This is a genomic window from Noviherbaspirillum sp. FW303-A3, from assembly GCF_058788695.1.
In genome coordinates this window covers 1,076,133-1,099,777 of the sequence record NZ_JBYTAZ010000001.1, presented here as the reverse complement: position 1 = coordinate 1,099,777, position 23,645 = coordinate 1,076,133, and the positions used below count along the sequence as shown (strand labels likewise).

The following is a 23,645-nucleotide window of genomic DNA, read 5'->3' as shown; positions in this document are numbered from 1 at the left end:
GGGCAGTTGCCGCACCATACACAACAATCACCCATGACTTTCTCGACGCGCCGCATGATCAATCTTCGTTTGCGCCCTGTACTGAACAACACCATTGCCATCTCCGGTCTTGTCGCCGCACTGTTCACGGCTCCCGCATTTGCGGATGACTACGCCGATGTCACCAAGTTCATGCGCGGCGGCCAGTACACCGAGGCGCTGTCGCGCGCCGATGCGTTCCTCGCACGGAATCCGCGCGATGCGCAGATGCGGTTCCTGAAGGGCGTCATCCTGACCGAGCAGAACAAGTCGTCGGAAGCGATCGCCGTCTTCACCAAGCTGACCGAGGATTTCCCGGGCCTGCCCGAGCCGTACAACAATCTCGCCGTGCTGTACGCAGCCGCTGGCCAATATGAAAAGGCGCGCCTCGCACTCGACTCGGCCATCCGCACCAATCCGAGCTATGCGACCGCCTACGAGAACCTGGGCGACGTGCATGCGAAGCTGGCCAGCCAGGCCTATGACAAGGCGCTGCAGCTCGATTCCGGCAATTCCGCCGCCAAGTCCAAGCTGACCCTGGTGCGTTCTCTCGTGGGCAACATGGGCGGTGCCAATGCCAGCGCCAAGGCGCCTGCGGCAACGCCAGCGCCGACCGTGGTGGCGAAGGCGCCTGAGCCGGCCCCGGTACCCGCCGCCAAGCCCGCGCCTGCGCCCGTGGCTCCCCCGGCGGCGGCACCGGCACCGGCTCCCGTGGCCAAAACCCCGGCTCCTGCGGCAGTGCCGCCGGTTGCGAAGGCAGAACCGAAGCCCGAGCACAAGGCTGAACCGAAACAGGCCCGCGACGATGACGACCGCGACGACGTGCTCAAGGCCGTCAACGGCTGGGCGCGTGCGTGGAGCGCACAGGACGTGAAGTCCTATCTCAACTACTACGGCAACGAATTCCAGACCCCGAACGGTGTCGCACGCAAGGCGTGGGAAGACGACCGCCGCGCGCGTATCGCCGGCAAGGGCAGCATCAGCGTCAAGGTCGAGGCGCCGCAGGTCTCTATCAACGGCAATACGGCGACGGTGAAATTCCGCCAGGTCTATATTTCCGATCGCCTGACCGCAAACACCCGCAAGACGCTCGTGCTGACCAGGCAGGGCGGCAAGTGGCAGATCAAGCAGGAGACGACGGGTAGCTGATGTTCCGCTTCCAATTGACAAACGGTGGCCCGGGAGCGCGTCCTTCAAAGGCATTGCTCCTGACGATGACATGGCTGATGGCCGCCAGCGTGAGTGCCTCGCCCGCGATGGCGGTGTCGAAGAAGTCTGCGCGCGCGCAAGCGCAGCCGCAGGCATCCGCGCCGGCGCCCGAGAGTGAGGATCCCGAGGTCCTGCTGATCGAGGTGTACAAGGCCCTCGGTACGAACAACCTGCGCAAGGCGCTGGCACGCGCGGACAAGCTGGTGGATGCGTATCCCACCTTCCGCCTGGGGCACCTGATCCGCGGTGACCTGCTGCTGATGCAGACCCAGCCGGTCAAGACGCTCGGTGCCGTCGACGGTCCCGAAGACAAGCTCAAGAACCTGCGCGAAGAAGCGATGGTGCGTCTGAAGTCACTGCGCGAGCGCCCCGACCCCGACCTGATTCCGCGCCTCGTGCTGAAGCTGCGCGAGGACCAGAAACATGTGCTGGTCGTGGATGCACGCCGTTCGCGGCTCTATGTGTATGCCAACCGTGGCGGCCAGCTCAAGTTCGTTACCGACTATTACGTCAGCCAAGGCAAGTTCGGCGTCAACAAGCTCAAAGAAGGCGACCAGCGCACGCCGGTCGGTGTGTACTACATCACCAGCCATCTTCCGGGCGCGAAGCTGCCTGACTTCTATGGATCCGGTGCGCTGCCGATCAACTACCCCAACGAGTGGGACAAGATCAACGGACGCAGCGGCTCCGGCATCTGGCTGCACGGCACGCCGTCCGACAGTTTCAGCCGTCCGCCGCTGTCTTCCGACGGCTGCGTGGTGCTCACCAATCCCGATCTGCACAAGCTCACCAGTTCGGTCGAGATCGGCAAGACCCCGGTGGTCATCGCCGAGAGCGTCGACTTCGTCAACAAGACGAAATGGGACAACGACCGCAATCTGGCCACACGTCTGGTGGATGGCTGGAAACGGGATGTCGAGACGCTCAACACGGCGCGTATCGGCGAGAATTATTCACGCAAGTTCAAGTCCGAACGCGGTGAAAGCCTCGAGTCCTGGCTGGGCAAGCACCAGCAGTCCATGAGCGGCGTACGCGGCCTGTCGGTGACCCTGCGCGACATGACGCACTTCTTCTATCCGGGCCGCGAGGACATGATCGTCAGCACCTTCACGCAGGAGTCCCAGTTCGGCAAGAACAAGACATCCATCCGCAAGCGCCAGTACTGGGCCAAGGAAGGTTCGCACTGGAAGATTGTGTACGAACTGAACCTGTAACGCTACCGCATACCATCCTTCAAACGGCTGCCTCGTGGCAGCCGTTTTTCCTTGCGCAAACGCATTGCGCAGACAGCCGGAAACATTGCATTGACGCAGCGCGCCTGCCTGCATGATTCGGATCAATCACCGTTCGAATTCATCGATACGGCTATGTGAAAGCGCAGAGGTCGCGCCTATCCTGTTGAACTTGGATTGACTGCCGAAGGTCATTCGTTTGCGCGGGCAACTGGATGGCTTGCGCAGGACGACATGCAATGCCCGAATTGCGGGACGGGCAATCCGGATTCTGTCCGGGTTTGCGTCTCATGTCACACGACGCTGCCGGCCATGCGTGCCTATGCACGCCGGCAAAAGGGCTACGTGTACGCACGGCATGAAGGGTCCGGGGACCGCACGTATCTGCACACGACGCTTTCCTGTGCAGAAAGATTCAGGAGGACGCGCTACTTGACCGGCTCACCATCTGCAAAGACTACATCAAGCGGTACGCCAACCCAGCAAGGAGCCGCCGGGGAAGAGGTGTCTACACAATGGCGCACGCGCACCGACCGCGCTCCCGCCGATGCGCCAACCGGCCAGCGCATCGAGCCGAGCATCGACGACCACGCTTTCCCGCCGGGGCCGAGCAACGCCTATGAGCGGCTGCACGGGCTGGGGCCGGAATTCGGCGAGAGCGGATACCAGCGGCCGGCGCGCTCTCGATTGTGGCGCATCACGATGATGGCGGGGGTGTTTGTCGTCGGCGCCGGTGTCGGTCTGGCGGCGGCATGGTGGCTGCACAAGCCGTCACCGGGAGCGCCGGTGTCCGCGGTTCCTGCTTCCACGGTGCGCAACGTGCCTGCAGCCCCCTCCGTCGATGGCAAGCGTTCCGCCGCGATCCGCGGCATCAGTCCCAGCGAGCTTCCCTACGATGGCGCGCCGCCGCCGGCAGCCGTGCAGTCCGATCCGGAACCGGTCGCATCCAGGGCGCCTGCATTGCCGGAGATGAGCTCGGGGGCGTCGGTCGCCGGCTCGAAGGGCGAGCGGAATGCTGGAGCGGGGGAAGTCGAGCACGACGCGCTGGTGACAATACCGGCAACACCATCGACCACCGGACAGAAATCCCGGCAGGCGCAAGAGGATGACGCGCCGAAAACGGCCAGGGCGGAGAAGCAGGGAGGTGCCAGCGTGGCCAACGCTGCGCCCAAGCGCAAGAGCGTCACGAGAACCGACCGCGAGATCGAACGCATTCGCCGCCAGGTCGACGAGGAACTAAAAAAAAAGACTGAGCACGGCCGTGGTCCGGGTGACACGCGCCCCGGCAGCGGACAGGGCGCGCGCAACGATCAGGTGAGCCGCCGGGGCGCCTCGGCCTCAGGTACCGTGGCGCGCATTTCAGCAACCCGCACCTCCCTGGCGCAGTGCGACCGGAAGACAAACTTCATTCGCCGTGAATTTTGCCGCTGGCAAATCTGCAACGGCTCATGGGGCAAAAACGGCTGCCCTTCCTATCAGCAGCAAGCCTCCACATATTGATTCCCCCTCCCGCGCCAGCTGACGCGGGACGCCAAGGATAGTCGGTCAATCCCTGCATTTCCCTCCTGCCTTCCCATTTTCTTTTAGTAACTCCATCCGTTGTACTTATTTCCATATTTAAAGTTATATCTCAAGAATATTTACAGTAATTTCTAAACTTCGGACTTATAACGTTAATACCTTGTTGTAACAAGTCATGAAAAGTTCCAACATTGTTTAAATAAAAATATTCCCATTGGTAATTATGTAGTACTATGTTCGAACATTCTGTTAAAGGAATTTCCATGAAGACTGCCATCCGCAAGATGGGTAACTCGCAGGGGGTGCTGATCCCCAAGCCGTTCCTGTTACAGACCGGTCTTGATATTGGCGAGGTAGAAATCGAGGTCGAAAACGAGTCGATCGTGATTCGCAAGCCGAAGCGGAAGTCCCGTGAGGGGTGGGCGCAGGCTTGCCAGCGCCTGGCGGAAAAGGCGGCAGCGCAGGCGATCGCTTGGCCGCTTATCGGCAACGACGTGGAAGCAGATTTTTCATGGTGATGCGCGCAGATGTTTGGCTGGTCGACTTTGAAAAGCCGGTCGGCAGCGTGACGCAACAGCGATGGCCGTGCGTCGTGGTCTCGCCCGAGGAAATGGACGAGTACCTGAGCACGCTCATCCTTGCCCCCATGAGCACGCGCGAGCTTCCGGCGCCGTTCCGGATTCCGGTGCGCTTCGTGGGCAAGGAAGGACTGATCCTGCTGGATCAGATTTGTACGATGGAGAAGTCGCGGTTGATAAGAAAGCTCGGATCCATCGATGAAGTGACGATGGCCAAGGCTCTTGATGTTCTACAGGAAGTTTTCGCTTACTAAGATAAGGACCGACTCACATGGCTAACGATTATTTGGCAGAAATTCGCGACGTCAATCTCAGCTACCTGATGATCGCGCAGCAAATGATTCGCCACGATCGCGCGGAGGCGATTTTCCGCCTCGGCATCAGCGGCGAGATTGCCGACCTGCTGGCGGGCATGAGCAATGCCCAGGTGCTGAAGCTGGCGAGCTGCAACGTCATGCTCTCGCGCTTCCGCTTTACCGATACCGAGATCCTCTCGACCCTGCTGCGCGACAAGGCAGGCAATGCGACCGCGCCGGTCCATGCTTCGATCATCATGTCGTCGCAGGCGCCGGAAACGATCCTGTAAGGGCGACCGGCAAGGCCATGTCGATCCTGCCCCTTCGTGCCGCCGGTTGCGTCGCGTTGCGCCTTGCCGCAGCGGCATGCGCCTGCACGTTGACGGGAGAGCGTTGACATGCACGCCCTCGAATTGCGGGACAACGCCCTGCAGTGGGAAACCGAGCGGCAGAACCGGCTCCTGCAAAGCTCCGCCGAGCAAAAGAAGAAGCAGGCGCGGCTCGAGGCCGTCCAGCGGCAGCAGGCACCGGCGACAGGAGCCGAAGGGGCTGCCGCCGTGCAGCTGAATGAGTGGATTGACAAGGTCAATGCCATCCCGGAGATCCGCTCGGCACTGATTCCGCTGGATGAAGCGGACAGCTGGAGCAAGCCGTTTTCCCTCGCCAAGGCCGATATGGAGCCTTGGCTTTCGTATTTCAAAGGATATCGCCAGTCGCGCCTGTTCATGAGCCAGGCCGCGTCCGATTCCGCCAATCCAGACGCCGCGACCATCGACTACCCGGTGCGCGCGCTCCTTGAACTCAAGAACGCCGACACGCGCATCATCACGGAACCGCCTGTCCAGATCAATGGTCAGGTCGAGTACTTCGATACCGATAGCACACTGAACGCCGGCTACGATGCAAGCCAGTTCAGGGCGTTATTGCGCGCCGCCGTCCTCACCCATGACAAGCAGTTGAAGCTGGCCGAGGAGAAGGGGCGCGCAATGGGCGATGCCTTGTACGACGCATTGATGGGCGAGGGGCATTCCAATCTCATCGGGGCGTGGGAAAAGGTGTTCCATCGCAAGCCCAACATCGATGAATTGCACCAGATGCTGACCTCCGGACGTGTCCGCGTGGCAGCGGAAAGAAAGGCGGCCGCCGTCGCGGCAAGGAAGGTCGCTCCGGAGATTCCCCCCGCGGCACCGGTGCTGCGTCCAGCCCCCGGGCGCAGGCCTGCCATTCCGCCGGTGGAAGTTCAACGCGCGCCGCAGCCGGCACCGGTCGTGCAGGTTGATGCGGACGACGATGATGACGCCGTCGTTACGCTTTTCGCGAAGGAAAAGAGCGGACTCCCGCGCAAGCTCCTGTGGTCGATCGCACATGCCGCTGCCGGCTTCGCCGCGGTCGCTGCCTACATCTACCTGTTCTGATGATCAGCAGATGCGGGGCAATTGCTCCCCGCTGAGCCAGTCCACATTCCGCCGTCCACCGAACGCAGTCCGCATCTGCACGAAGCAATTCGTATCTTCACGCACTTCGCCGACAATGGCGGCTTCCCTGCCGAGAGGGTGCGATCGCATCGCTTCCAGCAGGCGTGGCGCGTCTCCGGCGCTGCAGATGGCAACCAGCTTGCCTTCGTTGGCCACATAGAGCGGATCGAGGCCGAGCATCTCGCATGCCGCCCGCACCTCCTGGAGCACCGGCAGCGCGCGTTCATCGATATCGATGCCGACGTGCGACTGGCGTGCGAATTCATTCAAGGTTGTCGCCAGGCCTCCGCGCGTCGGGTCGCGCAGGCAGTGGATGTCCGGCACGGCGGCCACCATGTTCGCGACGAGGTGATGCAGGCTCGTGGTGTCGGAGGCAATCGACGTCGAAAAACTCAGGCCCTCGCGCTGCGACATGATGGCAATGCCATGATCGCCCAGGGTACCGCTGACGAGGACCTTGTCGCCGGGACGCGCGCGGTCGCCGGAAATATTTACGCCAGGCGGCACGATGCCGACGCCGGTCGTCGTGATGAAGACGCCGTCGCCCTTGCCTTGTTCCACCACCTTGGTATCGCCGGTGACGATCGGCACTCCGGCTTCGCGCGCGGCGGCTGCCATCGACTCCACGATCCTGCGCAGGTCCGCCAGCGGAAATCCCTCCTCGAGGATGAACCCGGCCGCCAGGTACAAGGGCGTCGCGCCCGCCATCGCCACGTCGTTGATCGTGCCGTGCACCGACAGGCAGCCGATATCACCGCCGGCGAAGAACAGCGGCGACACGACGTGGCTGTCGGTCGCCATCACCATGCGTCCTGCAGGCACTGCGAAGGCCGCCTGGTCGTTCATTTGCCGAAGCTGTTCGTTGTCGAAGGCCGGTAGAAAGAGCTCGTCGATCAGCTGCGCCATCGCGCGGCCGCCGCTGCCATGGCTCATTTCCACTCGGCCTTGCTTGAAATCGAGGCGACGGGTGTATTTGGGTTTGATGCTGCTCATGTACTTGCTTCCACAATGGGGATGGTGAATCGGCCGTAGGTGTAATAGGCGGCGCAAGCGCCTTCGGAAGACACCATGCAGGCGCCGACCGGGTTTTCCGGCGTGCAGACGGTGCCGAAGATCTTGCAGTCCTTCGGTTCTTTCCTGCCGCGCAGGATCGTCCCGCATTCGCATGCCTTGGCATCGGCCACCGCGCGCTTCTCGATCGTGAACCGCGCCTCCGCATCGAACTGGCGATAGCGGTCGCGCAATTGCAGCGCCGACCAGGGCACTTCGCCGAGGCCGCGCCATTCGAAGCTCGGCCGCAGTTCGAACATGTCTTCCACCATGGCCTGTGCCTTGCGGTTGCCCTCGGAGGTAACGGTGCGCGTGTATTCGTTCTCGACTTCGGCGCGGCCTTCGTTGAGCTGGCGGATCAGCATGCGCACCGATTGCAGAACATCCAGCGGCTCGAAGCCGGCAATCACCAGCGGCTTGCGGTAACGCGCCGTAAACGCCTCATACGGCTTGCTGCCGATGATGGTCGAGACGTGGGCGGGACCGACGACGCCGTGGACGAGCGAAGCATCTTCATCTTCCGCAGTGAGAATGGCATCCAGCGCCGCCGGAGTCAGGACATGGTTGCAGAACACGCTGAAGTTGCGCAGGCCGAGCGTCTCCGCCTTCTTGACCGCGACCGCCGTTGTCGGTGTGGTGGTCTCGAAGCCGATCCCGAAGAACACGACTTCCTTGTCCGGATTCTGCTGGGCTACGGTAACCGCGTCGAGGCTGGAGTACACCATGCGGATGTCCGCGCCGCGTGCCTTCGCCTTCAACAGGCTCATCTGGCCGGAAGCCGGCACGCGCAGGGTGTCGCCGAAACTGCACAGGATGACATGGGGCTGCGACGCGATCTCGATGGCATTGTCGATGCGTCCGATGGGCAGCACGCAGACAGGGCAGCCGGGGCCGTGGATCATGCGCACGTTGCGCGGGAGCAGATCGGGCAGGCCGTAGCGCGCAATCGCGTGCGTGTGGCCGCCGCAGAATTCCATCAGGTTGTATTGCCGCTCAGTATCCACTTCGCGGCGGATGGCGGCCCCGATGGCCTGCGCCAGTTCGCCGTCGCGGAATTCATCGATGTATTTCATGTTCCGGCCTCCGGCAGCATGCCGGCTTCCGCCATCACGCGCAGGGTTTCTTCCGCTTCCTCGGGATCGAGGCGTTGCAGCGCGCAGCCGACGTGCAGCACGACGTAATCGCCGACAGCGATGTCATCCACGAGCGCCAGCGAGATTTCCTTGCGCACGCCGCCGACATCGACCAGCGCCATCTGTTCCGGCCGCAGTTCCACGACCTTGACGGGTATTGCGAGGCACATGCCTTGCTCCTTTATAAATCCAGTTGCTGAAGCGCGACCCACGCCTGGCCGAGGCTCAGGCCGCCATCGCCGGGCGGTGCGGCCGACGCTTCGAATACGCGCAAACCCTGCGCTTCCAGCCGGGCACGCAGGGCACTGCTCAACAGCGCATTGATGAAACATCCTCCGCCCAGTACGACTTCCTGCACGCCGCACCTGGACGCGGCCTGTACTGTCCATTCGGACAGTCCTGCGGCGAGGGTGGCATGGAAGAGGGCGGCAGCACGGCCCTTGTCCTCCATGCCGGAAATCGCGGCCAGCAGCGGCATCATGTCCAGTACACCGTCCTCGATGACATAGCCTTGCTGCAGCGGAGCGGCCTCGCCGAATCCGGCCGCAAGGCCTTCGAGCATGGATGCGGCCTGACCCTCGAAACTCGTGACCCTGCTTACCCCAAGCAGGCCGGCAGCCGCATCGAACAGGCGGCCCGCGCTGCTGGTTTTCGGCGAGTTCAGGTTTTTCTCAAGCATGGTCGCGATTGCAGAGGAAGCGGGGCCAAAGCGCGCTGCGATGGCGTTGCATCGGCCAAGCGCAAACAATGCCGACGCCGCCATGCGCCAAGGCTCACGCGCCGCGCGGTCGCCTCCGGGAAGCGGAAGGGGGCGCAGATGGCCGAGCCGTTTGAACGTCCCGCCCTCCGCGAGCAGGAGCTCGCCCCCCCATGCTTCACCATCACTGCCCAGGCCGAAACCGTCGAGTGCAAGACCGAGCGTCTTTCCGCGCAGGCCGTGTTCGGCCATCACTGCGGCAACATGCGCATGGTGGTGCTGAACTTCCATCAAGGGAAGGCCGCGTTCTTTCGCGAAAGCATGCGCGAACCGCGTGCTGTAAAAGTCGGGATGCAGGTCGCAGGCAATCCAGCGGGGTTCAAGCTGCAGGATGTCCAGCAAGTGGGACACGGTCGTGCCGAAGGCCGCACACGCCATGCGCGTCTCGAGATCGCCGATATGTTCGGACAGGAAGGCTTCTCCGCGCCGCGCCACGCAAACCGTATTGTTGAGGTAGGCGCCGACAGCGATGCCCGCCGGAGCATTGATCGTCAGGGGGACCGGCGAGGGAACATAGCCACGCGAGCGGCGCACGAACTGCGGCCTCCCGGTCGACGTGGTGCGCACCACGCTATCGTCGCACCGGATCAGGATCTCGCGGTCGTGCAGCAGGAAGGCTTCGGCAATGCCTGACAGGCGCTCCAGCGCTTCGGCATTGTCCGTCACGAGCGGTTCGCCATGCGGATTGGCGCTGGTCATCACCAGCACGGCCGGCTGCGGCGATTCCAGCCATTGCATGCCTTCGGGGCGGCCTGCCGCTTCATGAAACAGCAGGTAATGCAGTGGCGCATACGGCAGCATGACGCCGAGCGACGAGAGTTGAGGGGCGACGCCCGGCAGCATCTTGTCGCAGGCCGCGTGTTTGGGAAGCAGCACGATAGGGCGCTGCGCGGAGGACAGCAGGGCTGCGCCGGCTTCGGATACATCGGCGCAGGCGGCGATGGAGGCGAGGTTGGCAAACATCACTGCGAACGGTTTTTCCTCGCGCGCCTTGCGCTCGCGCAGCCGGCGCACGGCATCCCCATTGCGTGCATCGCAAGCCAGATGGAAGCCGCCGATCCCCTTGATGGCGACAATCTCTCCGCGTGCCAGCCGTGCGAAGGCGGCTGCAGCCGCATCTTTTTCCTCTAGCGTGGCCCCGGTCGCATCGGCAAGCCAGAGACGCGGGCCGCATGAGGGGCAGGCGTTCGTCTGCGCGTGGAAGCGGCGATTGCCGGCATGCTCGCGTTCCTGCCGGCATTGCGGGCACTCCGCAAAGGCAGCCATGCTGGTATTCGCGCGGTCGTAGGGAAGGCGTGCGCTGATGGTGTAGCGAGGGCCGCACTGCACGCAATGCGTGAAGGGATGGCGGTAGCGGCGGCTGGACGGAGCGAAGATCTCCGAAAGACAGTCATCGCAAACAGTGCTGTCCGGCGAGATGGAGGTGGATGTGATGTCGTTCGTACTGCCGAGGATGGCAAAGCCTGTCGCGTTCGTATCGATTGCGCGCGTATCGCGTTCGATCCGCTCGATGCGAGCGGCACGCGGAAGCTCGTGCATGAGACGATGAACAAAACGTTCCACCTCCGCGTTCGGCCCCTGCGCTTCAATCTCGACACCGATCCCGATGTTGCGCACCCACCCGGACAGCGACATGCCCGTTGCCAGCGTGAAGACGAAGGGGCGGAAGCCAACTCCCTGCACCTGCCCGAATACGCGCAGCCCGGAGCGAATCAGGGTGCCGGACAGGGAGAAATCGGTCGAGGCATTCATGGCGGTCAGGCGCGCGCAGAGGCGGCATCAATCCATTCGTACCAGGCCGGCATGCCTTGCCCGGACATGGCCGACACCTGCAATACCTGTATCTGCGGATTGACCCGGCGTGCATTGGCGATGCACTGCGCGACATCGAAGCGCAGGTAGGGCAGCAGGTCCACCTTGTTCAGCAGCATCAGGCTGGCGGCGCGGAACATGTCCGGATACTTGAGCGGCTTGTCTTCGCCTTCGGTGACGGACAGCACGACCACCTTGTGCGCTTCGCCGAGGTCGAATCCCGCGGGGCAAACAAGATTGCCGACGTTCTCGATCATGACGATGCTGCCGTCCTGCGGCGCAAGGCGGGCAAGGGCGGCTCGCACCATGGAGGCGTCGAGGTGGCAGCCCTTGCCGGTGTTGATCTGGATCGCCTGCGCGCCGGTGGAGCGGATACGGTCGGCATCGTTGGTCGTTTGCTGGTCGCCCTCGATCACGGCAATCCGGTGCCGGCCGCGCAACGCGAGAATGGTTTCCGTCAGGAGCGTCGTCTTTCCCGAACCGGGACTGGACAGGAGGTTGAGCGCGAGGATGCGCCGCTCCGCAAGCTGCCGGCGATTCTCCGCTGCATACTGGTCGTTCTTGGAGAGGATGTCCTGTTCGATCTGCACCATGCGGCCTTGCGACAGGCCGGGCGCATGTGCATGAGCCGGCCCGAGGCCGAAGTGCAAGTCGCGTTCCTCTTTCACGCCTTGTGCAGGCGCCGCGGATTTGCGGAAATGGTATCCGAGGGAGGCAGGATGCAATGCGCCGAACGGCTTGAGCCGTGTCAGATCGCCGCTATCCTCGCCTTCAATCCGCAACTCACCCGTTGCGCAGCCGCAAGTCGTACACACAGTCTTTCTCCTGCCTAAACAACATCCAGTTCCTTGACGCGCAGACCCGTTCCGCCCTCGACCTGCACGGCGACGCTGCCGCATCGCGGGCAACTATCAAGCAGATTGCTGACCGGATGCACACTCCCGCAATCCCGGCAGGTGCCGGCGCCTGGCACCTCGATCATTTCCAGGCGTGCGCCTTCTGCCAGCGTATCGCGCGTCACGGCATCGAAGCAGAAACGCATCGCGTCCTGTTCCACCCCGGCCATGCTCCCGATTTCAATCCATACAGCACGCACCTTCGTGAACTGCTGCGCGACGGCGGCCTCCTCGATGATCTGGATCACGCTTTCGGCGAGCGACAGTTCATGCATGGCAGCCGGCAGTGCAATCGGCGGAAAGCCATTCTTCTATCTTCGATACGGCCGCGGCGAGGTTTTTCTCCGCCTGCGGCGACAAGGGCACGCCCAGGTCGAAATCGTATCCCCTGACCCCGAGAAGGAAGGAGCGCGGCGCATCTTCTCCATGGAAGCTGCGGTAGACCGCAAGCAAGGCCGCCGGCGAGAGCGCGTGCGAGGAAATCGATGCGTCCTGCTTCGCCTCCAGCGGCCCGAAGGAAAACGGCTCCGCGCCGCTGACCGATGCATCGATGAAGACGATGCGTTCGCGCCCGGCCAGGTCCGTCACGAACTCGATCTGGAGCTGGAAATCCGTCACCGTCTCGACCTCGCCCCATTCGGGATGCGCGGCGGCGATCCTGTCGATCGCCTCGATGGCAGCCGGCCCCAGCGCATCGTCGCCGCGGCTGGGGTTGCCGTATCCGATGATGAGGGTAGGTGCGGTCATGTCAGTCCCGGGTGAGGCTGTGTATCAGCTTGCCTTCCGCGTCCACCAGCTCGGCAGTCAGGGGCATCTTCCCCAGCGCGTGCGTGGCGCAGGACAGGCAGGGATCGAAGGCGCGAATGGCGACTTCCACATGGTTCAGCAAGCCTTCGGTGATCTCGTTGCCATCAAGGTACTGGCGGGCAACGGTACGGATTGCTTCGTTCATCGCCTGGTTGTTGTGGGTCGTCGATACGATCAGGTTGCACATCGTCACCAGATCGTTGTCATCGACCTCATAGTGATGGATCAGCGTGCCGCGCGGCGCTTCGATCACACCCACGCCCTGATGCGCGCGCTGGCCCTTGGCAACCAGGTCCGTGCCGAGCAAATCCGGGTCGTCCAGAAGGTCGCGGATGACTTCGGCCGAATGCAGCAACTCGATCATGCGCGCCCAGTGGTAACCGAGCGGCGCATGCATCGGCCCTTCCGAGTAGGCGACGAATTCCTTGCGTTCCTGCTCGGCCAGCGGCGTCGGGATGAAATCGCAGTTCTGGATGCGCGACAGCGGACCGACGCGGTACCAGCCGTCCTCCGGTCCGATGGATTTCAGGTACGGGAACTTCATGTAGCTCCACGGCTTGACCTCTTCCTGGATCAGCGACTCGTACTGCTGGTAGTCGACGCCGTCGAACAGGATCGCACCCTTGTCGTCGCGCACGCGCAGTGTGCCGTCATACAGGTCGAGCGCGCCATTGTCGCCGACGAGCGACAGCATGCCGGCGCGGAAGCCGCCGAAGCTGTCGTACAGCGCCGGGTTCTGGCGATGCAAATCCTTCACCATCTGCACCGATGCAACGCCCCAGTTCACGATCTCGCCGATATCCTTGCGGAGCAGGTCGCGTTCTTCGACGCTGAGCGACTTGTTCATCCCGCCCGGTATCGAGCCGGTGCCATGCACGCGCTTGCCCGAGGTGATGCGGATGACTTCCTGACCGTACTTGCGCAGCAGCACACCGCGTTTGGCTGCATCCGGATACTGGCGGGCGACGCCGACGATATTGCGCAATGCGACTTCGCTGTCGAAGCCGAACAGCAGGTCCGGCGAGCACAGGTGGTACAGGTGCAGGGCATGCGACTGCAGCATCTGGCCGTAGTGCATCAGCCGGCGCAGCTTCTCGGCGGTCGGCGTGATCTGCTTCGCGCCGACGATCAGGTCGAGCGCCTTCGATGCCGCCAGGTTGTGGCTGACCGGGCAGATACCGCACAGGCGCTGCACCATCACCGGCACTTCCCAGTAGGGACGGCCTTCGATGAATTTTTCAAAGCCGCGGAATTCGACGATGTGCAGGCGCACCTGCTGCACCTGGTTCTTGTCGTCGAGCAGGATGGTGACCTTGCCGTGTCCTTCCACGCGGGACACGGGTTCGATGGCGACGCGGCGCAGGTTTTCCGGTTGGGCCGCTGTTTCGAGGCTGGAAATCATAGGGGTGTTCTCAATCGAAATGGATCAGCGGGTAATCGAGGTTGGGCTCGCGTCCGGCCAGCAGGTCGGTCAGCACCTTCCAGATCGTATCGCCGGACGGCGGGCAGCCGGGGATGGAGTAATCCACATGCACGACTTCATGCAGTGGATACACCTTGTCGAGCAGCAGCGGCAGTTCCGGATCGTTGGGAATGCCGGAGTTGCTCATGCCGCGGCGGTCGACATATACCTTGTTCATCACGTCTTCGAGCGGAAGCGCATTGCGTTGTGCCGGCAGTCCACCGTTGATCGCGCAGGCGCCGATGGCAATGAGGGTCTTGCAGTTGGCCCGGAACTCGCGCAGCACGTGCACGTTCTCCGCATTGCAGAGTCCGCCTTCGATGATGCCGATGTCGCACGGCCCGCAATGCTTGATGTCGGTCAGCGGCGAACGGTCGAAGTCGACCAGGTCGATCAGCTGCAGCAGGCGTTCGTCGATATCCAGGAAGGACATGTGGCAGCCGAAGCAGCCGGCCAGCGAAGTGGTCGCGACGCGAACCTTGGATGAGGCGGAGGCTGTCACGTCACTTTTCCTTTCGTTCAATGGCGGTGAACATGCTGATCGGCTTTTCATCGTAGGTCCGTTCGCCGATCGGCACGGCGAAACCCTTGCGCTTGGGCAGGATGGCGCCGACCGGGCAGACTTTCGCGGCCTTGTCGTCAGCAGAGAAATTCGTGTCGCCCAGCTTGCCTGAAGCGGAGTTGACGATCAAGCGGGTATGGATGCCGCGTCCGGTCAAGCCAAACACGTTCTTGCCATCCACATCCCGGCTCGCGCGTACACACAGTGAACACAGGATGCAGCGGTTGGTATCGAGCAGGAAATCGGGATGCGACGCATCGACCGGGCGGTTCGGGAAGAACTGCGGGTAGTGCGGCGTCATCATCTTCATGTCGTAGGCCGTGGCCTGCAGCTGGCAGTTGCCGCTCTTCTCGCAGGACGGGCAGAAGTGGTTGCCTTCGACGAACAGCATCTGGATCAGCGACAGACGCTCTTCGTGCAGCACCGCCGTGTCGCTTTCCACGACGAGGCCATCCTGTGCAAGCGTGGTGCAGGATGCGATGAAGCGTTCACCGACCTTGACCGTGCATACCTTGCAGGAGCCATGCGGCTTCAGGTCGGGGTGATAGCACAGGTAGGGCAGGTAATGGCCGGCGTCCATTGCCGCCTGGATGATGGTCTGTCCAGGCGTGAACGGGATGGTCTTCCCGTCAAGGGTAAATGTATGTTCACTCATGTTCTTCACCGAGATGGGCTGCGGCGTCGTCGCGCTGCGTCAGGCGGCGTGCCGTCGCGAGGGAGCCGTCGAGGTCGAATGCGGGCACGAAGTTCTTGTGCAGCAGGCGGCGTTCATAGGCCGGCCTGAACTTGACAATGGTTTCCAGTACCGGATTGCATGCCGAGTGGCCGAGGCCGCAGTGGCTGAGCTTGAAGAGGTGCTTGTTCAGTTCCTTGATTTCCGTGAAATCGGCGGGCGAGCCCTTGCCTGCTTCCAGCTTGTCCATCATGTTGACGAGCAGCGAGGTGCCGACCCGGCAGGGCGTGCAGAAGCCGCAGCTTTCATGCGCAAAGAAGTGCGTGAAGTTGCGCGCCACCTCGAACATGTCGCGGCTGTTGTTGAACACCATGAAGGAACCGGCGGTCGGAATATCTTCGAAGGCGATCGCGCGCCCGAACTCGTCGGGCGCAATGCAGACACCGGCGGCGCCGCTGATCTGCACGGCCTGCACGTTGTGTGCGCCGCAGTCGGCAAGAACCTGCGCAACGGTGACGCCGAACGGGTATTCGTAGATGCCCGGCCGGTCGCAGTCGCCGGAAATGCTCAGGAGCTTGGTTCCGGTCGATTTCGGCGTGCCCAGTTTCGCGTACCACTCTCCGCCCTTGCGCGCGATCATGCAAGTCTTGAGCAGCGTTTCGACGTTGTTCACGACGGTCGGCTGGTTGAGATAGCCGCTGGTGACGGGGAAGGGCGGGCGGTTGCGGGGCGTGCCGCGCTTGCCTTCGAGCGATTCGATGAGTGCCGATTCCTCGCCGCAGACATAGGCGCCCGCACCGAGGTGGATCTCGATATCGAAATCGAATCCCTGCTTGCCCTGGATGGATTTGCCGAGCAGGCCTTGCGTACGGCGGCGTGCGAGCACCGCATTCAGCGGCTCCAGCAGGTAGCGGTATTCGCCGCGCAGGTAGAGGAAGCCGCGGCGCGCATTGATGACGGACGCGCAGATGGTCATGCCTTCAAACACCTGGTCGGCGCATGAGGTGAGCAGCACCCGGTCCTTGAACGTGCCAGGCTCGCCTTCGTCCGCATTGCAGACGACATAGTGATCGGTCCCGGGGGCCTTGCGGCACAGTTCCCACTTCAGCCCGGTATGGAAGCCCGCGCCGCCGCGGCCGCGCAGGTTCGACGCCTTGATCTGTTCCAGCATGCCGTCGCTGCCAAGCGCCAGCGCAGCCGCGATCGCTTCGCCGGGCTTGAAGCCATCCTTCAGCAGGACGTCGGCACGGCGGATATTGTCCGTGACCTGGAAGAAGCCGGACGGCCAATGGTCGACGGGCACTTCCTTGCGGATCAGTTCGCAGATCTGGTCGATGCGCTCCGCCGTGAGGCGGGTAATGGCGCGCGTGTTGACCAGCATGGCAGGTCCCTGGTCGCACATGCCGGTGCACGAGGTGGTATCGATGCTGACCAGGCCATCCGGTGAAACCTCGCCGCGCTTGATGCCGAAATGGGCCGTCATGCGATCAAGCAGGGCCATGTTGTCGAGCATGCGGTCGGTGATGTTGTCGCTGAAGAGGACGCGATACTTGCCGACCGGTTCGGTATAGAGGAAGGAGTAAAACCCTGCGACGGCTTCGATCTTGGTGCGCGGCACCTTCAGTGCGGCTTCCAGGCTGTCGATGATGTCAGGCGAAATCCATCCGCGCTGCTCCTGCACTTCGCGCAGGATCTGCAGCATGTAGGTGGCGTCGGCGCCGTAGCGGTCGACGATGGCGCGGACACAGTGGTCGGCGTCTGTGCGCGGGGCGGTCATGTCTGTGCGGGTCCTTGGAAAAACGACAGGGCGGAAGAATCTTGTGTATGAGGCGGGATGTCAATCAAGCGGATCAAATAAAGCGAAAGGTCTTGTCCTGCGACAGGTTCTTGCCTGTCCGTCATTGCTCGGTACCCCTTTGGCATGTTGTCCATGCGCCTGAATTGTGCATGACGCAAGTCTCGTGCCGGTTCGCCAGGACGTCGGTACGAATTCTGCAAATTCCTTGATCTGCGCGCTATCGCGTGCACGACGTGGATGCCTAGAATGCGCGTCCGCTTAAACATGAAGTCACAGGGAGAACACATGACACTGCCGCTGAAAATGGCTGGCGTAGCCGTACCGGCGGCGCTTATGGCCGCTGTGCCGGCCTTCGCGCACAACGAGGGAATCCTTCACGCAACCGGATTTGCTGCCGGTTTCACGCATCCGCTTTCAGGCTTGGATCACTTGCTGGCAATGGTGGCGGTTGGCTGGTGGGCGACGCAGAACCAGCGCCGGGCGATGTGGATACTGCCGCTGGTGTTTTCGATGATGCTGATGACAGGCCTGATTTTGGGAATAAGCGGTATTCATATTCCCATTGTTGAGAGCGGCATTGCCGGTTCGGTCCTTGCGCTCGGACTGCTGATCGCCTTCACGGTGCGCTTGCCGGTTGGAACGGCTGCGACGCTGATCGGTGGATTCGCACTGCTGCACGGTCTCGCGCACGGCATCGAGATGCAGGCAGGTACGTCGGTCGGTATGTATGCGGCAGGCCTGATGTTCGCTACCCTGGCATTGCATGTGGCGGGTGTGCTGGCTGGAAGGGCAACGCTGTCGAATCGCGCCGCGCGTCTTGTCGGCGCTGCCGTTGCCGCGATAGGAGCCTGGCTGCTCGCCTTTGCCTGAGCAGACGCACAGCGTCAGAAAAAGCTGCTCGGTCGAGCGGCTTTTTGTTGGGCGCTACAAATGAAAACGGCTCCCATCGCTGGGAGCCGTTTTGTTTTTCTGGTAGGCCGTGCGGGACTCGAACCTGCGACCAACGGATTAAAAGTCCGCTGCTCTACCAACTGAGCTAACGACCCGAAAGAACGAAATTATATGGAAGTTTCATGCTACCTGTCAAATCACTCATGTTAATTTTTTTCAGGAGCAAGAATAATGCGTCCGGCGGGGAATTTGCCGCCGGGGCAAAACTTACTTCAATACAGCCAGACGCTCCTTCGCCGTCTGCGCTGCCGGCGCATCCGGATACTGGGCGATCAGGGTTTCCAGGGTTTTCTTTGCCGCGGCCTTGTCCTTGAGCTCCATGTAGCAGCTCGCGATATTGAGCAGCGCGTCTGGCGCCTTGGGATTGTCCGGATAGTTCTTCACCACCACCTGCTGCGCCGTGATCGCGTTCTTGTAGTCGCGCTGGGCGTAGTAAGTGTTGCCGAGCCAGTATTGCGCCGAAGGGGCAAGGCCGGATTCGGGGTAACGGCGTGTGAAGTCGTAGAAAGACGCGCCGGCATTGCGGTAATCGCCGGCCTTGAAGTAGGCGAGGGCGGCATCGTACGCCTTCTGTTCGCCCTGTTCCATCATGACTTCCTTGCCGTCGATCGTGACCTTCTGCGGCTCGAGCTTGCGCACGCGGTTGTCGAGATCGACGTAGAAATCCTTCTGGCGCTTCTGCGTGTTCGCCAGCTCATTGGTCAGGATCTCGATCTGGCCGCGCAGGCGGGCGATTTCCTGGCGCAATTGTTCATTCTGGTTGTTCAAGTCGAGGCTGTTGCTCTTGTCCGCCTTCGCGTTGATTTCCGACTGCATGTTGTTGAGCCGGGCGCGGATGTCGAGAATGGCCTTGCGCGCCTCCTCGTCCTCGAACAGCGCCGCCTGCGATTGCAGGGGCAGCAAAGAAAACGCGGCCACGAAGGCCGCTGCAAGTGATGATTTGATGGTCTTGTTCATGATCGCTCTTGAACGCCTCGTAACCGGTTGTGCCCTTGTCGGGATCCCCTTCCCGCAGAGCAGGGAAGGGGGCGGGGGATGAGTTTTGGAGACCGCCACCCATCACTGCAGTATTACTGATAAGCGATGTCGGCGCGGCGGTTTTCTGCCCATGCAGCTTCGTCGCTGCCTTGTGCCTTCGGCTTCTCTTCGCCGAACGACACGGCTTCCACTTGCGCGTCGGAGACGCCGAGCAGGTTCAGCGACTTGCGGACGGCTTCAGCGCGCTTCTGGCCCAGTGCCAGGTTGTACTCGCGGCCGCCGCGTTCGTCGGTGTTGCCCTGGATGATGACCTTGCGGCCCTTGTTTGCAACCAGGTACTTGGCGTGGGCTTCGACCACCGGCTTGAACTCGTCCTTGACGATGAAGCTGTCGTAATCGAAGTAGACGCTGCGCTTGGCCAGGATACCCTTCGGATCGTTCAGCGGGTCGGTGGAACCGGTGGTGATCGGAGCAATGGTACGTGCATCGGCGGTGCCGGTCGGGGTGGCGCTGCGCTCTTCTACCTTGACATTGTCATCCAGCTTGACCGAAGAGCCGCAGGCGGTGAGTGCAAAAACGCCCGCGAGCATGAGGGCAAGAGTGGTGGTGTTACGCATTAGTGGTTCTCCCAAGTAAAAATTTCCAAAACCCATATTATTTCATGAACGGGCCCCATGTGGGCTCCCGGATGTCGCCTGTCTGGGTTGTCAGGCGGTGTTTGACGCGGCCATCCACCGACACGACGGCCAGCGCGCCGCGACGGCCTGCTTCGGTGGCGTACATGACGTACTTGCCATTCGGCGAGAAGCTCGGCGACTCGTCCTTCGCCGTGTCGGAAATGCGCAGTTCCTGGCCGCTTTGCAGGTCGAGGATGTACAGCTGGAAACGCCCTTCGCGACGCGAGATGTAGGCCAGGCTCTTGCCGTCGGGGGAGACGCGCGGGCTGATGTTGTAGCTTCCCGAGAAGGTGATGCGCTGCGCATCGCCGCCATTGACGCTCATGCGGTAGATCTGCGGTCCGCCGCTGCGGTCGCTGGTGAAATAGACGAACTGGCCGTCGGCGGAAAACTGTGGTTCGGTCTCGATACCGTTGGTGTTGGTCAGCTGGCGCAGGCCGCTGCCGTCGGCATTGACGATATAGACTTGCGTAAAGCCGTTGCGCGACAGGGCCAGCGCCAACCTGCTGCCATCCGGCGACCACGAGGGCGCGGAATTGCTGCCGCGGTGGTTGGCGATGATGGTGCGCTGGCGGCTGGTCAGGTCCTGTACGTAGACCACCGGCTTCTTGGCTTCGAACGACACATAGGCGACCTTGGTGCCGTCCGGCGACCATGCGGGCGAGATGATCGGCTCGTTCGAGCGCAGGGCGACCTGCGTGCCTTCGCCGTCGGAATCGGCTACTTCAAGGCGGTATTCGTTGCCGGACTTGGTCACATAGGCGATCCGCGTCGCAAAAGCGCCGCGCACGCCAATCAGCTTTTCATAGATGTCGTCGGCGATCTTGTGTGCAGCCACGCGGAGCCGGTCCGGTCCTGCTACCTGGCCAAAACCGGACAGGTTCGCCGACTTCACTGTATCCAGCAGGCGATAGCGCACGTCGTAACGGCCATCCGCCAGGCGGTGCACGCTGCCGACCACCAGTGCATCCGCGCCCTGGGCCTTCCACTCGCCATAGTTGACCGGAGTGGTTTCCGACATCGTGTTGCCCGTGTCGAGGATCTTGAAATAGCCGCTGCGCGCAAGGTCGGCCTTGATGATCGCCGTGACCTGGTGCGGCGCCATGGTCTCGTCGGCAAAGCCGGCAATGGCGATCGGGATCTGGGTCGCGCCGACGCCGGAGGTTTCCACCCGCAGCTGCGCCTGCGCCAAGCCGGAGAGGCAGAAGGCGAAGACGGCGAACCCGCGCAAGAAAAGATTTTTCATCATGGTTGCTTACTGGTCTTTCGGTTTATGGATGCCAATAAAAGTAGCGGGGACAGAGCCGGACTTGTCCCGAGGATAGGGCTGCGAACGCTCGATCGCGCGGGACACTGCTTCGTCAAAGCCGGGTACACCCGAACCCTTCAGCTTGCGTATGCCCGCTACCGAGCCGTCCGGCAACAGACGAACCTCATATTCTACCGGCGGGTTGCCCGGCAGGCCTTCAGGCACGATGAACGCGATGTTCGAGCGGATCTTCGCCGCGATGCGTTGCACGTAATCGCCGTCGGCGCGGCCGCCTTGCGACTTCGGTGCTTCGCCCGTGCCGCCAGTGCCTACGGCGCCGGTCATGCGCTTCAGCTCATCCTCGCGCATTTTCGCCAGCAGCTTTTGATCGGCTTCTTCCTTGCGCTTCTTGTCTTCGGCTTCCTTCTTCGCCTTGTCCGCCTTTGCCTTTTCCTGGCGCTTGGCTTCCTCCAGCTTGGCCAGCTTTTCCTTTTCTTCCTCGAGGCGCTTCTTCTCCCGGGCTTCTTCTTCCAGGCGTTTCTTCTTTTCTTCTTCCTTGCGCTTCTTTTCCTTCTCCAGCGCGATGTCAGGCTTGACGACCGGCGGCTCCTCGACCTTAGGCTTCGGCGGCTCCTTGATCACCGGCTTGGGATCCGGTTCGGGTTCCTTCTCCTTCGGCGGCTCCGGCAACGGCGCCGCTTCGCGCGGTACCGGATCCCAGACCTCGGCTTCGATCGTCACCGGCGTCTCGTTCTGCCAGGCGACACCGATCCAGAGGAACAGGAATAGCGCGGCATGGACCAGCGCCGCAAAAGTGAGCGCACGTCCGCCGCCGGGTTCCTTCGGGACGATGTACGGGGTTGCTTCTGTCATTGCTTCGTCGCCAGCCCCACGCGGGTAATGCCGATTTTCTTGGCTTCCGAAATCACCTGGATCACTTCGTCGTACTTGATGTCCTTGTCCGCCGAAATCATCACCGGCAGTTCGGGATTGGCTGTGTGCATGGTCTTCAGTTTCTGTACGAGCGCGCTGCGGCCGCCGACCTTCTCGGGCTGGGCGCTGGCGCCCTTGCCGCCATTGAGGCCGATGGTCGCGGTGGTGTCAGGCTTCAGCGAAATCTGGATGTACTCGGTCGGCGGCAGCGCGGATTTCGCCGCCGTCGGCAGGTTGATGACGCCGGGATTGGTGAGCGGCGCCGCGACCATGAAAATCACGAGCAGCACCAGCATCACGTCGATGTATGGAACGACATTGATTTCCGACTTGAACTTGCGGCTGCGTCCGCCTCGCATGGAGCTGTTGGCCATCAGCGTACCTGTCGCTGGAGGATGTTCGAGAACTCTTCGATGAAGCTCTCGAAACGGATCGCCAGGCGATCGATGTCGTGCGAGTAGCGGTTGTAGGCGACGACCGCCGGGATCGCGGCGAACAGACCGATCGCAGTGGCGATCAGCGCTTCCGCGATGCCGGGCGCCACTGACGCCAGCGTTGCCTGCTGCACATTGGCCAAGCCACGGAATGCGTTCATGATGCCCCACACCGTGCCGAACAGGCCGACGTAAGGCGATACCGAACCGACCGAAGCGAGGAAGGCGAGGTGCGACTCCAGCGCATCCATTTCGCGCTGATAGGCCGCACGCATTGCACGGCGCGCGCCGTCGATCATGCTGCCCGGATCGACCGTTCCCTTGCCGGCGAACGTTGCCTTGCCCTTGATGAATTCGCCCATGCCCGATTCGAAGATGCGTTCCAGCGCGCCGCTCTTGCCGCCACTGCGGCGGCGGTTCGACGTTGCCTCTTCATACAGCGCGTTCAGGTTGCCGCCGGACCAGAAGGCGCGCTCGAAATCCTCGGTTTGCGTCTGGGCGCTGCGGATGGCGAACATCTTCCGGAAGATGTACGTCCAGCTCATGATCGACACGAGCAGCAGCAGGGCCATGACGAGCTGCACCAGCAGGGAGGCATTGCTGATCAGGGAAATGAAAGACAGGTCTTGAGTGACAGTCATGTGTATCTGTTAAATGTTTGCAAATGGGTCCCGCGGCACGACCTGCTGCATGGGCGCAGTCGTCGCGAGGCGGGGAAATTCATCCAGTATTCTTTATCCGGTCCAGTACTTCTTCCGGGATGGGGCTTGGCCGGAATGTGCGCGTATCCACGCAACCGACCTTGATGCGTCCGCTGGCGAGCAGCTGGCGATCCTCTCCCTCGATGCGCCAGGCTTCTTGTATGAATTGCACGGAGGCACGTCCGAGCCGTTCGACAACGACGGAGAGTTTCAGTTCATCATCTAATTTCGCGGGGGCATGATAATCGACCGCCGTGCTTTTGACCACGAACATTACATGATGTGACACTGTCAGGAGTTGCTGGCCGATGCCGGCTGCGCGAAGCCATTCGGTCCGCGCCCGCTCGAAGAATTTCAGGTAATTTGCATAAAAGACAACGCCGCCGGCGTCGGTGTCTTCGTAGTAGACCCGGATATTCCAGGTGAAATCGGAAGTCATCGTC

Annotated in this window: 26 protein-coding genes and 1 tRNA gene; 8 read left to right on the top strand and 19 right to left on the bottom strand. The window is 62.1% G+C overall.

From position 1 onward, the window contains the following. The first annotated feature begins 33 nt into the window (after nt 1-33). The 7 genes from AC3WOY_RS05390 (at nt 34) to AC3WOY_RS05360 (ending at nt 6,269) form a co-directional block, all read left to right on the top strand. Nucleotides 34-1,167 carry a tetratricopeptide repeat protein gene (locus tag AC3WOY_RS05390; protein ID WP_492421513.1) on the top strand — a complete coding sequence of 378 codons (1,134 nt, stop codon included), beginning with the start codon at nt 34-36 and terminating at the stop codon, nt 1,165-1,167. Beyond that, a complete protein-coding gene (locus tag AC3WOY_RS05385; protein ID WP_492421511.1) occupies nt 1,167-2,441 on the top strand; it encodes a L,D-transpeptidase family protein in 1,275 nt (424 codons plus the stop codon). The genes AC3WOY_RS05390 and AC3WOY_RS05385 overlap by 1 nt, the downstream gene beginning before the upstream one ends. A 522-nt stretch (nt 2,442-2,963) precedes the next feature. Further along, entirely contained in the window at nt 2,964-3,959 is a 996-nt protein-coding gene (locus AC3WOY_RS05380; protein ID WP_492421509.1) for a hypothetical protein, read from the top strand. A gap of 284 nt (nt 3,960-4,243) precedes the next feature. Further along, entirely contained in the window at nt 4,244-4,498 is a 255-nt protein-coding gene (locus AC3WOY_RS05375) for an AbrB/MazE/SpoVT family DNA-binding domain-containing protein (protein ID WP_420476316.1), read from the top strand. Continuing rightward, on the top strand, nt 4,492-4,812 hold the full coding sequence (locus tag AC3WOY_RS05370; RefSeq protein ID WP_492421506.1) for a type II toxin-antitoxin system PemK/MazF family toxin: 321 nt from the start codon (nt 4,492-4,494) through the stop codon (nt 4,810-4,812). Before AC3WOY_RS05375 ends, AC3WOY_RS05370 begins: the two co-directional genes overlap by 7 nt. A gap of 17 nt (nt 4,813-4,829) precedes the next feature. Beyond that, nucleotides 4,830-5,144 (top strand): flagellar transcriptional regulator FlhD, encoded by a 315-nt coding sequence (gene flhD / locus AC3WOY_RS05365; protein WP_492421504.1) that lies wholly within the window; start codon nt 4,830-4,832, stop codon nt 5,142-5,144. A gap of 108 nt (nt 5,145-5,252) precedes the next feature. Next, nucleotides 5,253-6,269, top strand: a complete 1,017-nt coding sequence (locus tag AC3WOY_RS05360; RefSeq protein ID WP_492421502.1) for a hypothetical protein — start codon at nt 5,253-5,255, stop codon at nt 6,267-6,269. Between the two features lie 3 nt (nt 6,270-6,272). Here the strand turns inward: AC3WOY_RS05360 and hypE are convergent, their stop codons facing one another. From hypE to AC3WOY_RS05305, 11 genes are read right to left on the bottom strand one after another with little or no spacing between them, the layout of a single operon-like run. Continuing rightward, complete coding sequence (hypE, locus tag AC3WOY_RS05355) at nt 6,273-7,322, bottom strand: hydrogenase expression/formation protein HypE (RefSeq protein WP_492421500.1); 1,050 nt, start codon at nt 7,320-7,322, stop codon at nt 6,273-6,275. After that, on the bottom strand, nt 7,319-8,452 hold the full coding sequence (gene hypD / locus AC3WOY_RS05350) for a hydrogenase formation protein HypD (RefSeq protein WP_492421498.1): 1,134 nt from the start codon (nt 8,450-8,452) through the stop codon (nt 7,319-7,321). Before hypD ends, hypE begins: the two co-directional genes overlap by 4 nt. Beyond that, nucleotides 8,449-8,682 carry a HypC/HybG/HupF family hydrogenase formation chaperone gene (locus AC3WOY_RS05345; RefSeq protein ID WP_492421496.1) on the bottom strand — a complete coding sequence of 78 codons (234 nt, stop codon included), beginning with the start codon at nt 8,680-8,682 and terminating at the stop codon, nt 8,449-8,451. Before AC3WOY_RS05345 ends, hypD begins: the two co-directional genes overlap by 4 nt. 11 nt (nt 8,683-8,693) lie before the next feature. Then, nucleotides 8,694-11,021, bottom strand: coding sequence for a carbamoyltransferase HypF (gene hypF, locus AC3WOY_RS05340; RefSeq protein ID WP_492421494.1), 2,328 nt, complete (start codon nt 11,019-11,021; stop codon nt 8,694-8,696). Between the two features lie 5 nt (nt 11,022-11,026). Further along, the gene (hypB, locus tag AC3WOY_RS05335) at nt 11,027-11,896 is read right to left on the bottom strand and encodes a hydrogenase nickel incorporation protein HypB (protein WP_492421492.1); all 870 of its coding nucleotides are present in this window, start codon (nt 11,894-11,896) and stop codon (nt 11,027-11,029) included. Nucleotides 11,897-11,910: 14 nt separating this feature from the next. Further along, nucleotides 11,911-12,252: a hydrogenase maturation nickel metallochaperone HypA gene (gene hypA, locus AC3WOY_RS05330; protein WP_492421490.1), complete on the bottom strand. Its 342-nt coding sequence runs from the start codon at nt 12,250-12,252 to the stop codon at nt 11,911-11,913. Then, a complete protein-coding gene (locus AC3WOY_RS05325; RefSeq protein ID WP_492421488.1) occupies nt 12,245-12,724 on the bottom strand; it encodes a hydrogenase maturation protease in 480 nt (159 codons plus the stop codon). The genes hypA and AC3WOY_RS05325 overlap by 8 nt, the downstream gene beginning before the upstream one ends. Before the next feature lies 1 nt (nt 12,725). Then, a complete protein-coding gene (locus AC3WOY_RS05320; RefSeq protein WP_492421486.1) occupies nt 12,726-14,186 on the bottom strand; it encodes a Ni/Fe hydrogenase subunit alpha in 1,461 nt (486 codons plus the stop codon). A 10-nt stretch (nt 14,187-14,196) separates the two neighbouring features. Then, complete coding sequence (locus tag AC3WOY_RS05315; RefSeq protein ID WP_492421484.1) at nt 14,197-14,748, bottom strand: NADH-quinone oxidoreductase subunit B family protein; 552 nt, start codon at nt 14,746-14,748, stop codon at nt 14,197-14,199. A gap of 1 nt (nt 14,749) precedes the next feature. Beyond that, on the bottom strand, nt 14,750-15,463 hold the full coding sequence (locus AC3WOY_RS05310) for a 2Fe-2S iron-sulfur cluster-binding protein (protein WP_492421482.1): 714 nt from the start codon (nt 15,461-15,463) through the stop codon (nt 14,750-14,752). Next, the gene (locus AC3WOY_RS05305) at nt 15,456-17,258 is read right to left on the bottom strand and encodes an NAD(P)H-dependent oxidoreductase subunit E (protein ID WP_492421480.1); all 1,803 of its coding nucleotides are present in this window, start codon (nt 17,256-17,258) and stop codon (nt 15,456-15,458) included. The genes AC3WOY_RS05310 and AC3WOY_RS05305 overlap by 8 nt, the downstream gene beginning before the upstream one ends. 306 nt (nt 17,259-17,564) lie before the next feature. On the opposite strand from AC3WOY_RS05305, the gene AC3WOY_RS05300 reads away from it, so the two are divergent. Continuing rightward, complete coding sequence (locus AC3WOY_RS05300; RefSeq protein WP_492421478.1) at nt 17,565-18,149, top strand: HupE/UreJ family protein; 585 nt, start codon at nt 17,565-17,567, stop codon at nt 18,147-18,149. Nucleotides 18,150-18,249: 100 nt separating this feature from the next. Here the strand turns inward: AC3WOY_RS05300 and AC3WOY_RS05295 are convergent. The 8 genes from AC3WOY_RS05295 to ybgC all read right to left on the bottom strand — a co-directional run bounded on the left by AC3WOY_RS05295 (nt 18,250) and on the right by ybgC (nt 23,641). Then, nucleotides 18,250-18,325 (bottom strand) — tRNA-Lys (locus AC3WOY_RS05295). Nucleotides 18,326-18,437: 112 nt separating this feature from the next. Beyond that, on the bottom strand, nt 18,438-19,187 hold the full coding sequence (gene ybgF, locus AC3WOY_RS05290; RefSeq protein ID WP_492421476.1) for a tol-pal system protein YbgF: 750 nt from the start codon (nt 19,185-19,187) through the stop codon (nt 18,438-18,440). Nucleotides 19,188-19,300: 113 nt separating this feature from the next. Then, the gene (gene pal, locus AC3WOY_RS05285) at nt 19,301-19,825 is read right to left on the bottom strand and encodes a peptidoglycan-associated lipoprotein Pal (RefSeq protein ID WP_492421474.1); all 525 of its coding nucleotides are present in this window, start codon (nt 19,823-19,825) and stop codon (nt 19,301-19,303) included. A gap of 37 nt (nt 19,826-19,862) precedes the next feature. Beyond that, a complete protein-coding gene (gene tolB / locus AC3WOY_RS05280; RefSeq protein ID WP_492421472.1) occupies nt 19,863-21,134 on the bottom strand; it encodes a Tol-Pal system beta propeller repeat protein TolB in 1,272 nt (423 codons plus the stop codon). A 6-nt stretch (nt 21,135-21,140) separates the two neighbouring features. Further along, the gene (gene tolA, locus AC3WOY_RS05275) at nt 21,141-22,007 is read right to left on the bottom strand and encodes a cell envelope integrity protein TolA (RefSeq protein ID WP_492421470.1); all 867 of its coding nucleotides are present in this window, start codon (nt 22,005-22,007) and stop codon (nt 21,141-21,143) included. After that, nucleotides 22,004-22,441, bottom strand: a complete 438-nt coding sequence (locus tag AC3WOY_RS05270; RefSeq protein WP_492421468.1) for an ExbD/TolR family protein — start codon at nt 22,439-22,441, stop codon at nt 22,004-22,006. Before AC3WOY_RS05270 ends, tolA begins: the two co-directional genes overlap by 4 nt. After that, nucleotides 22,441-23,142 (bottom strand): protein TolQ, encoded by a 702-nt coding sequence (gene tolQ, locus AC3WOY_RS05265; RefSeq protein WP_492421466.1) that lies wholly within the window; start codon nt 23,140-23,142, stop codon nt 22,441-22,443. Before tolQ ends, AC3WOY_RS05270 begins: the two co-directional genes overlap by 1 nt. A gap of 79 nt (nt 23,143-23,221) precedes the next feature. Continuing rightward, complete coding sequence (gene ybgC, locus AC3WOY_RS05260; protein WP_492421464.1) at nt 23,222-23,641, bottom strand: tol-pal system-associated acyl-CoA thioesterase; 420 nt, start codon at nt 23,639-23,641, stop codon at nt 23,222-23,224. Between the last annotated feature and the right edge of the window lie 4 nt (nt 23,642-23,645).

What these genes read in the sequence shown, in the direction of transcription:
- ybgF (WP_492421476.1), bottom strand. Translation starts at nt 19,187, where the DNA reads ATGAACAAGACCATCAAATCATCACTTGCAGCGGCCTTCGTGGCCGCG.
- tolQ (WP_492421466.1), bottom strand. Translation starts at nt 23,142, where the DNA reads ATGACTGTCACTCAAGACCTGTCTTTCATTTCCCTGATCAGCAATGCC.
- AC3WOY_RS05385 (WP_492421511.1), top strand. Translation starts at nt 1,167, where the DNA reads ATGTTCCGCTTCCAATTGACAAACGGTGGCCCGGGAGCGCGTCCTTCA.
- AC3WOY_RS05300 (WP_492421478.1), top strand. Translation starts at nt 17,565, where the DNA reads ATGACACTGCCGCTGAAAATGGCTGGCGTAGCCGTACCGGCGGCGCTT.
- AC3WOY_RS05305 (WP_492421480.1), bottom strand. Translation starts at nt 17,258, where the DNA reads ATGACCGCCCCGCGCACAGACGCCGACCACTGTGTCCGCGCCATCGTC.
- AC3WOY_RS05310 (WP_492421482.1), bottom strand. Translation starts at nt 15,463, where the DNA reads ATGAGTGAACATACATTTACCCTTGACGGGAAGACCATCCCGTTCACG.
- flhD (WP_492421504.1), top strand. Translation starts at nt 4,830, where the DNA reads ATGGCTAACGATTATTTGGCAGAAATTCGCGACGTCAATCTCAGCTAC.
- AC3WOY_RS05375 (WP_420476316.1), top strand. Translation starts at nt 4,244, where the DNA reads ATGAAGACTGCCATCCGCAAGATGGGTAACTCGCAGGGGGTGCTGATC.
- hypA (WP_492421490.1), bottom strand. Translation starts at nt 12,252, where the DNA reads ATGCATGAACTGTCGCTCGCCGAAAGCGTGATCCAGATCATCGAGGAG.
- AC3WOY_RS05360 (WP_492421502.1), top strand. Translation starts at nt 5,253, where the DNA reads ATGCACGCCCTCGAATTGCGGGACAACGCCCTGCAGTGGGAAACCGAG.
- ybgC (WP_492421464.1), bottom strand. Translation starts at nt 23,641, where the DNA reads ATGACTTCCGATTTCACCTGGAATATCCGGGTCTACTACGAAGACACC.
- hypD (WP_492421498.1), bottom strand. Translation starts at nt 8,452, where the DNA reads ATGAAATACATCGATGAATTCCGCGACGGCGAACTGGCGCAGGCCATC.
- AC3WOY_RS05345 (WP_492421496.1), bottom strand. Translation starts at nt 8,682, where the DNA reads ATGTGCCTCGCAATACCCGTCAAGGTCGTGGAACTGCGGCCGGAACAG.
- AC3WOY_RS05320 (WP_492421486.1), bottom strand. Translation starts at nt 14,186, where the DNA reads ATGATTTCCAGCCTCGAAACAGCGGCCCAACCGGAAAACCTGCGCCGC.
- hypF (WP_492421494.1), bottom strand. Translation starts at nt 11,021, where the DNA reads ATGAATGCCTCGACCGATTTCTCCCTGTCCGGCACCCTGATTCGCTCC.
- AC3WOY_RS05390 (WP_492421513.1), top strand. Translation starts at nt 34, where the DNA reads ATGACTTTCTCGACGCGCCGCATGATCAATCTTCGTTTGCGCCCTGTA.
- pal (WP_492421474.1), bottom strand. Translation starts at nt 19,825, where the DNA reads ATGCGTAACACCACCACTCTTGCCCTCATGCTCGCGGGCGTTTTTGCA.
- tolB (WP_492421472.1), bottom strand. Translation starts at nt 21,134, where the DNA reads ATGATGAAAAATCTTTTCTTGCGCGGGTTCGCCGTCTTCGCCTTCTGC.
- AC3WOY_RS05370 (WP_492421506.1), top strand. Translation starts at nt 4,492, where the DNA reads ATGGTGATGCGCGCAGATGTTTGGCTGGTCGACTTTGAAAAGCCGGTC.
- AC3WOY_RS05325 (WP_492421488.1), bottom strand. Translation starts at nt 12,724, where the DNA reads ATGACCGCACCTACCCTCATCATCGGATACGGCAACCCCAGCCGCGGC.
- hypE (WP_492421500.1), bottom strand. Translation starts at nt 7,322, where the DNA reads ATGAGCAGCATCAAACCCAAATACACCCGTCGCCTCGATTTCAAGCAA.
- tolA (WP_492421470.1), bottom strand. Translation starts at nt 22,007, where the DNA reads ATGACAGAAGCAACCCCGTACATCGTCCCGAAGGAACCCGGCGGCGGA.
- AC3WOY_RS05270 (WP_492421468.1), bottom strand. Translation starts at nt 22,441, where the DNA reads ATGGCCAACAGCTCCATGCGAGGCGGACGCAGCCGCAAGTTCAAGTCG.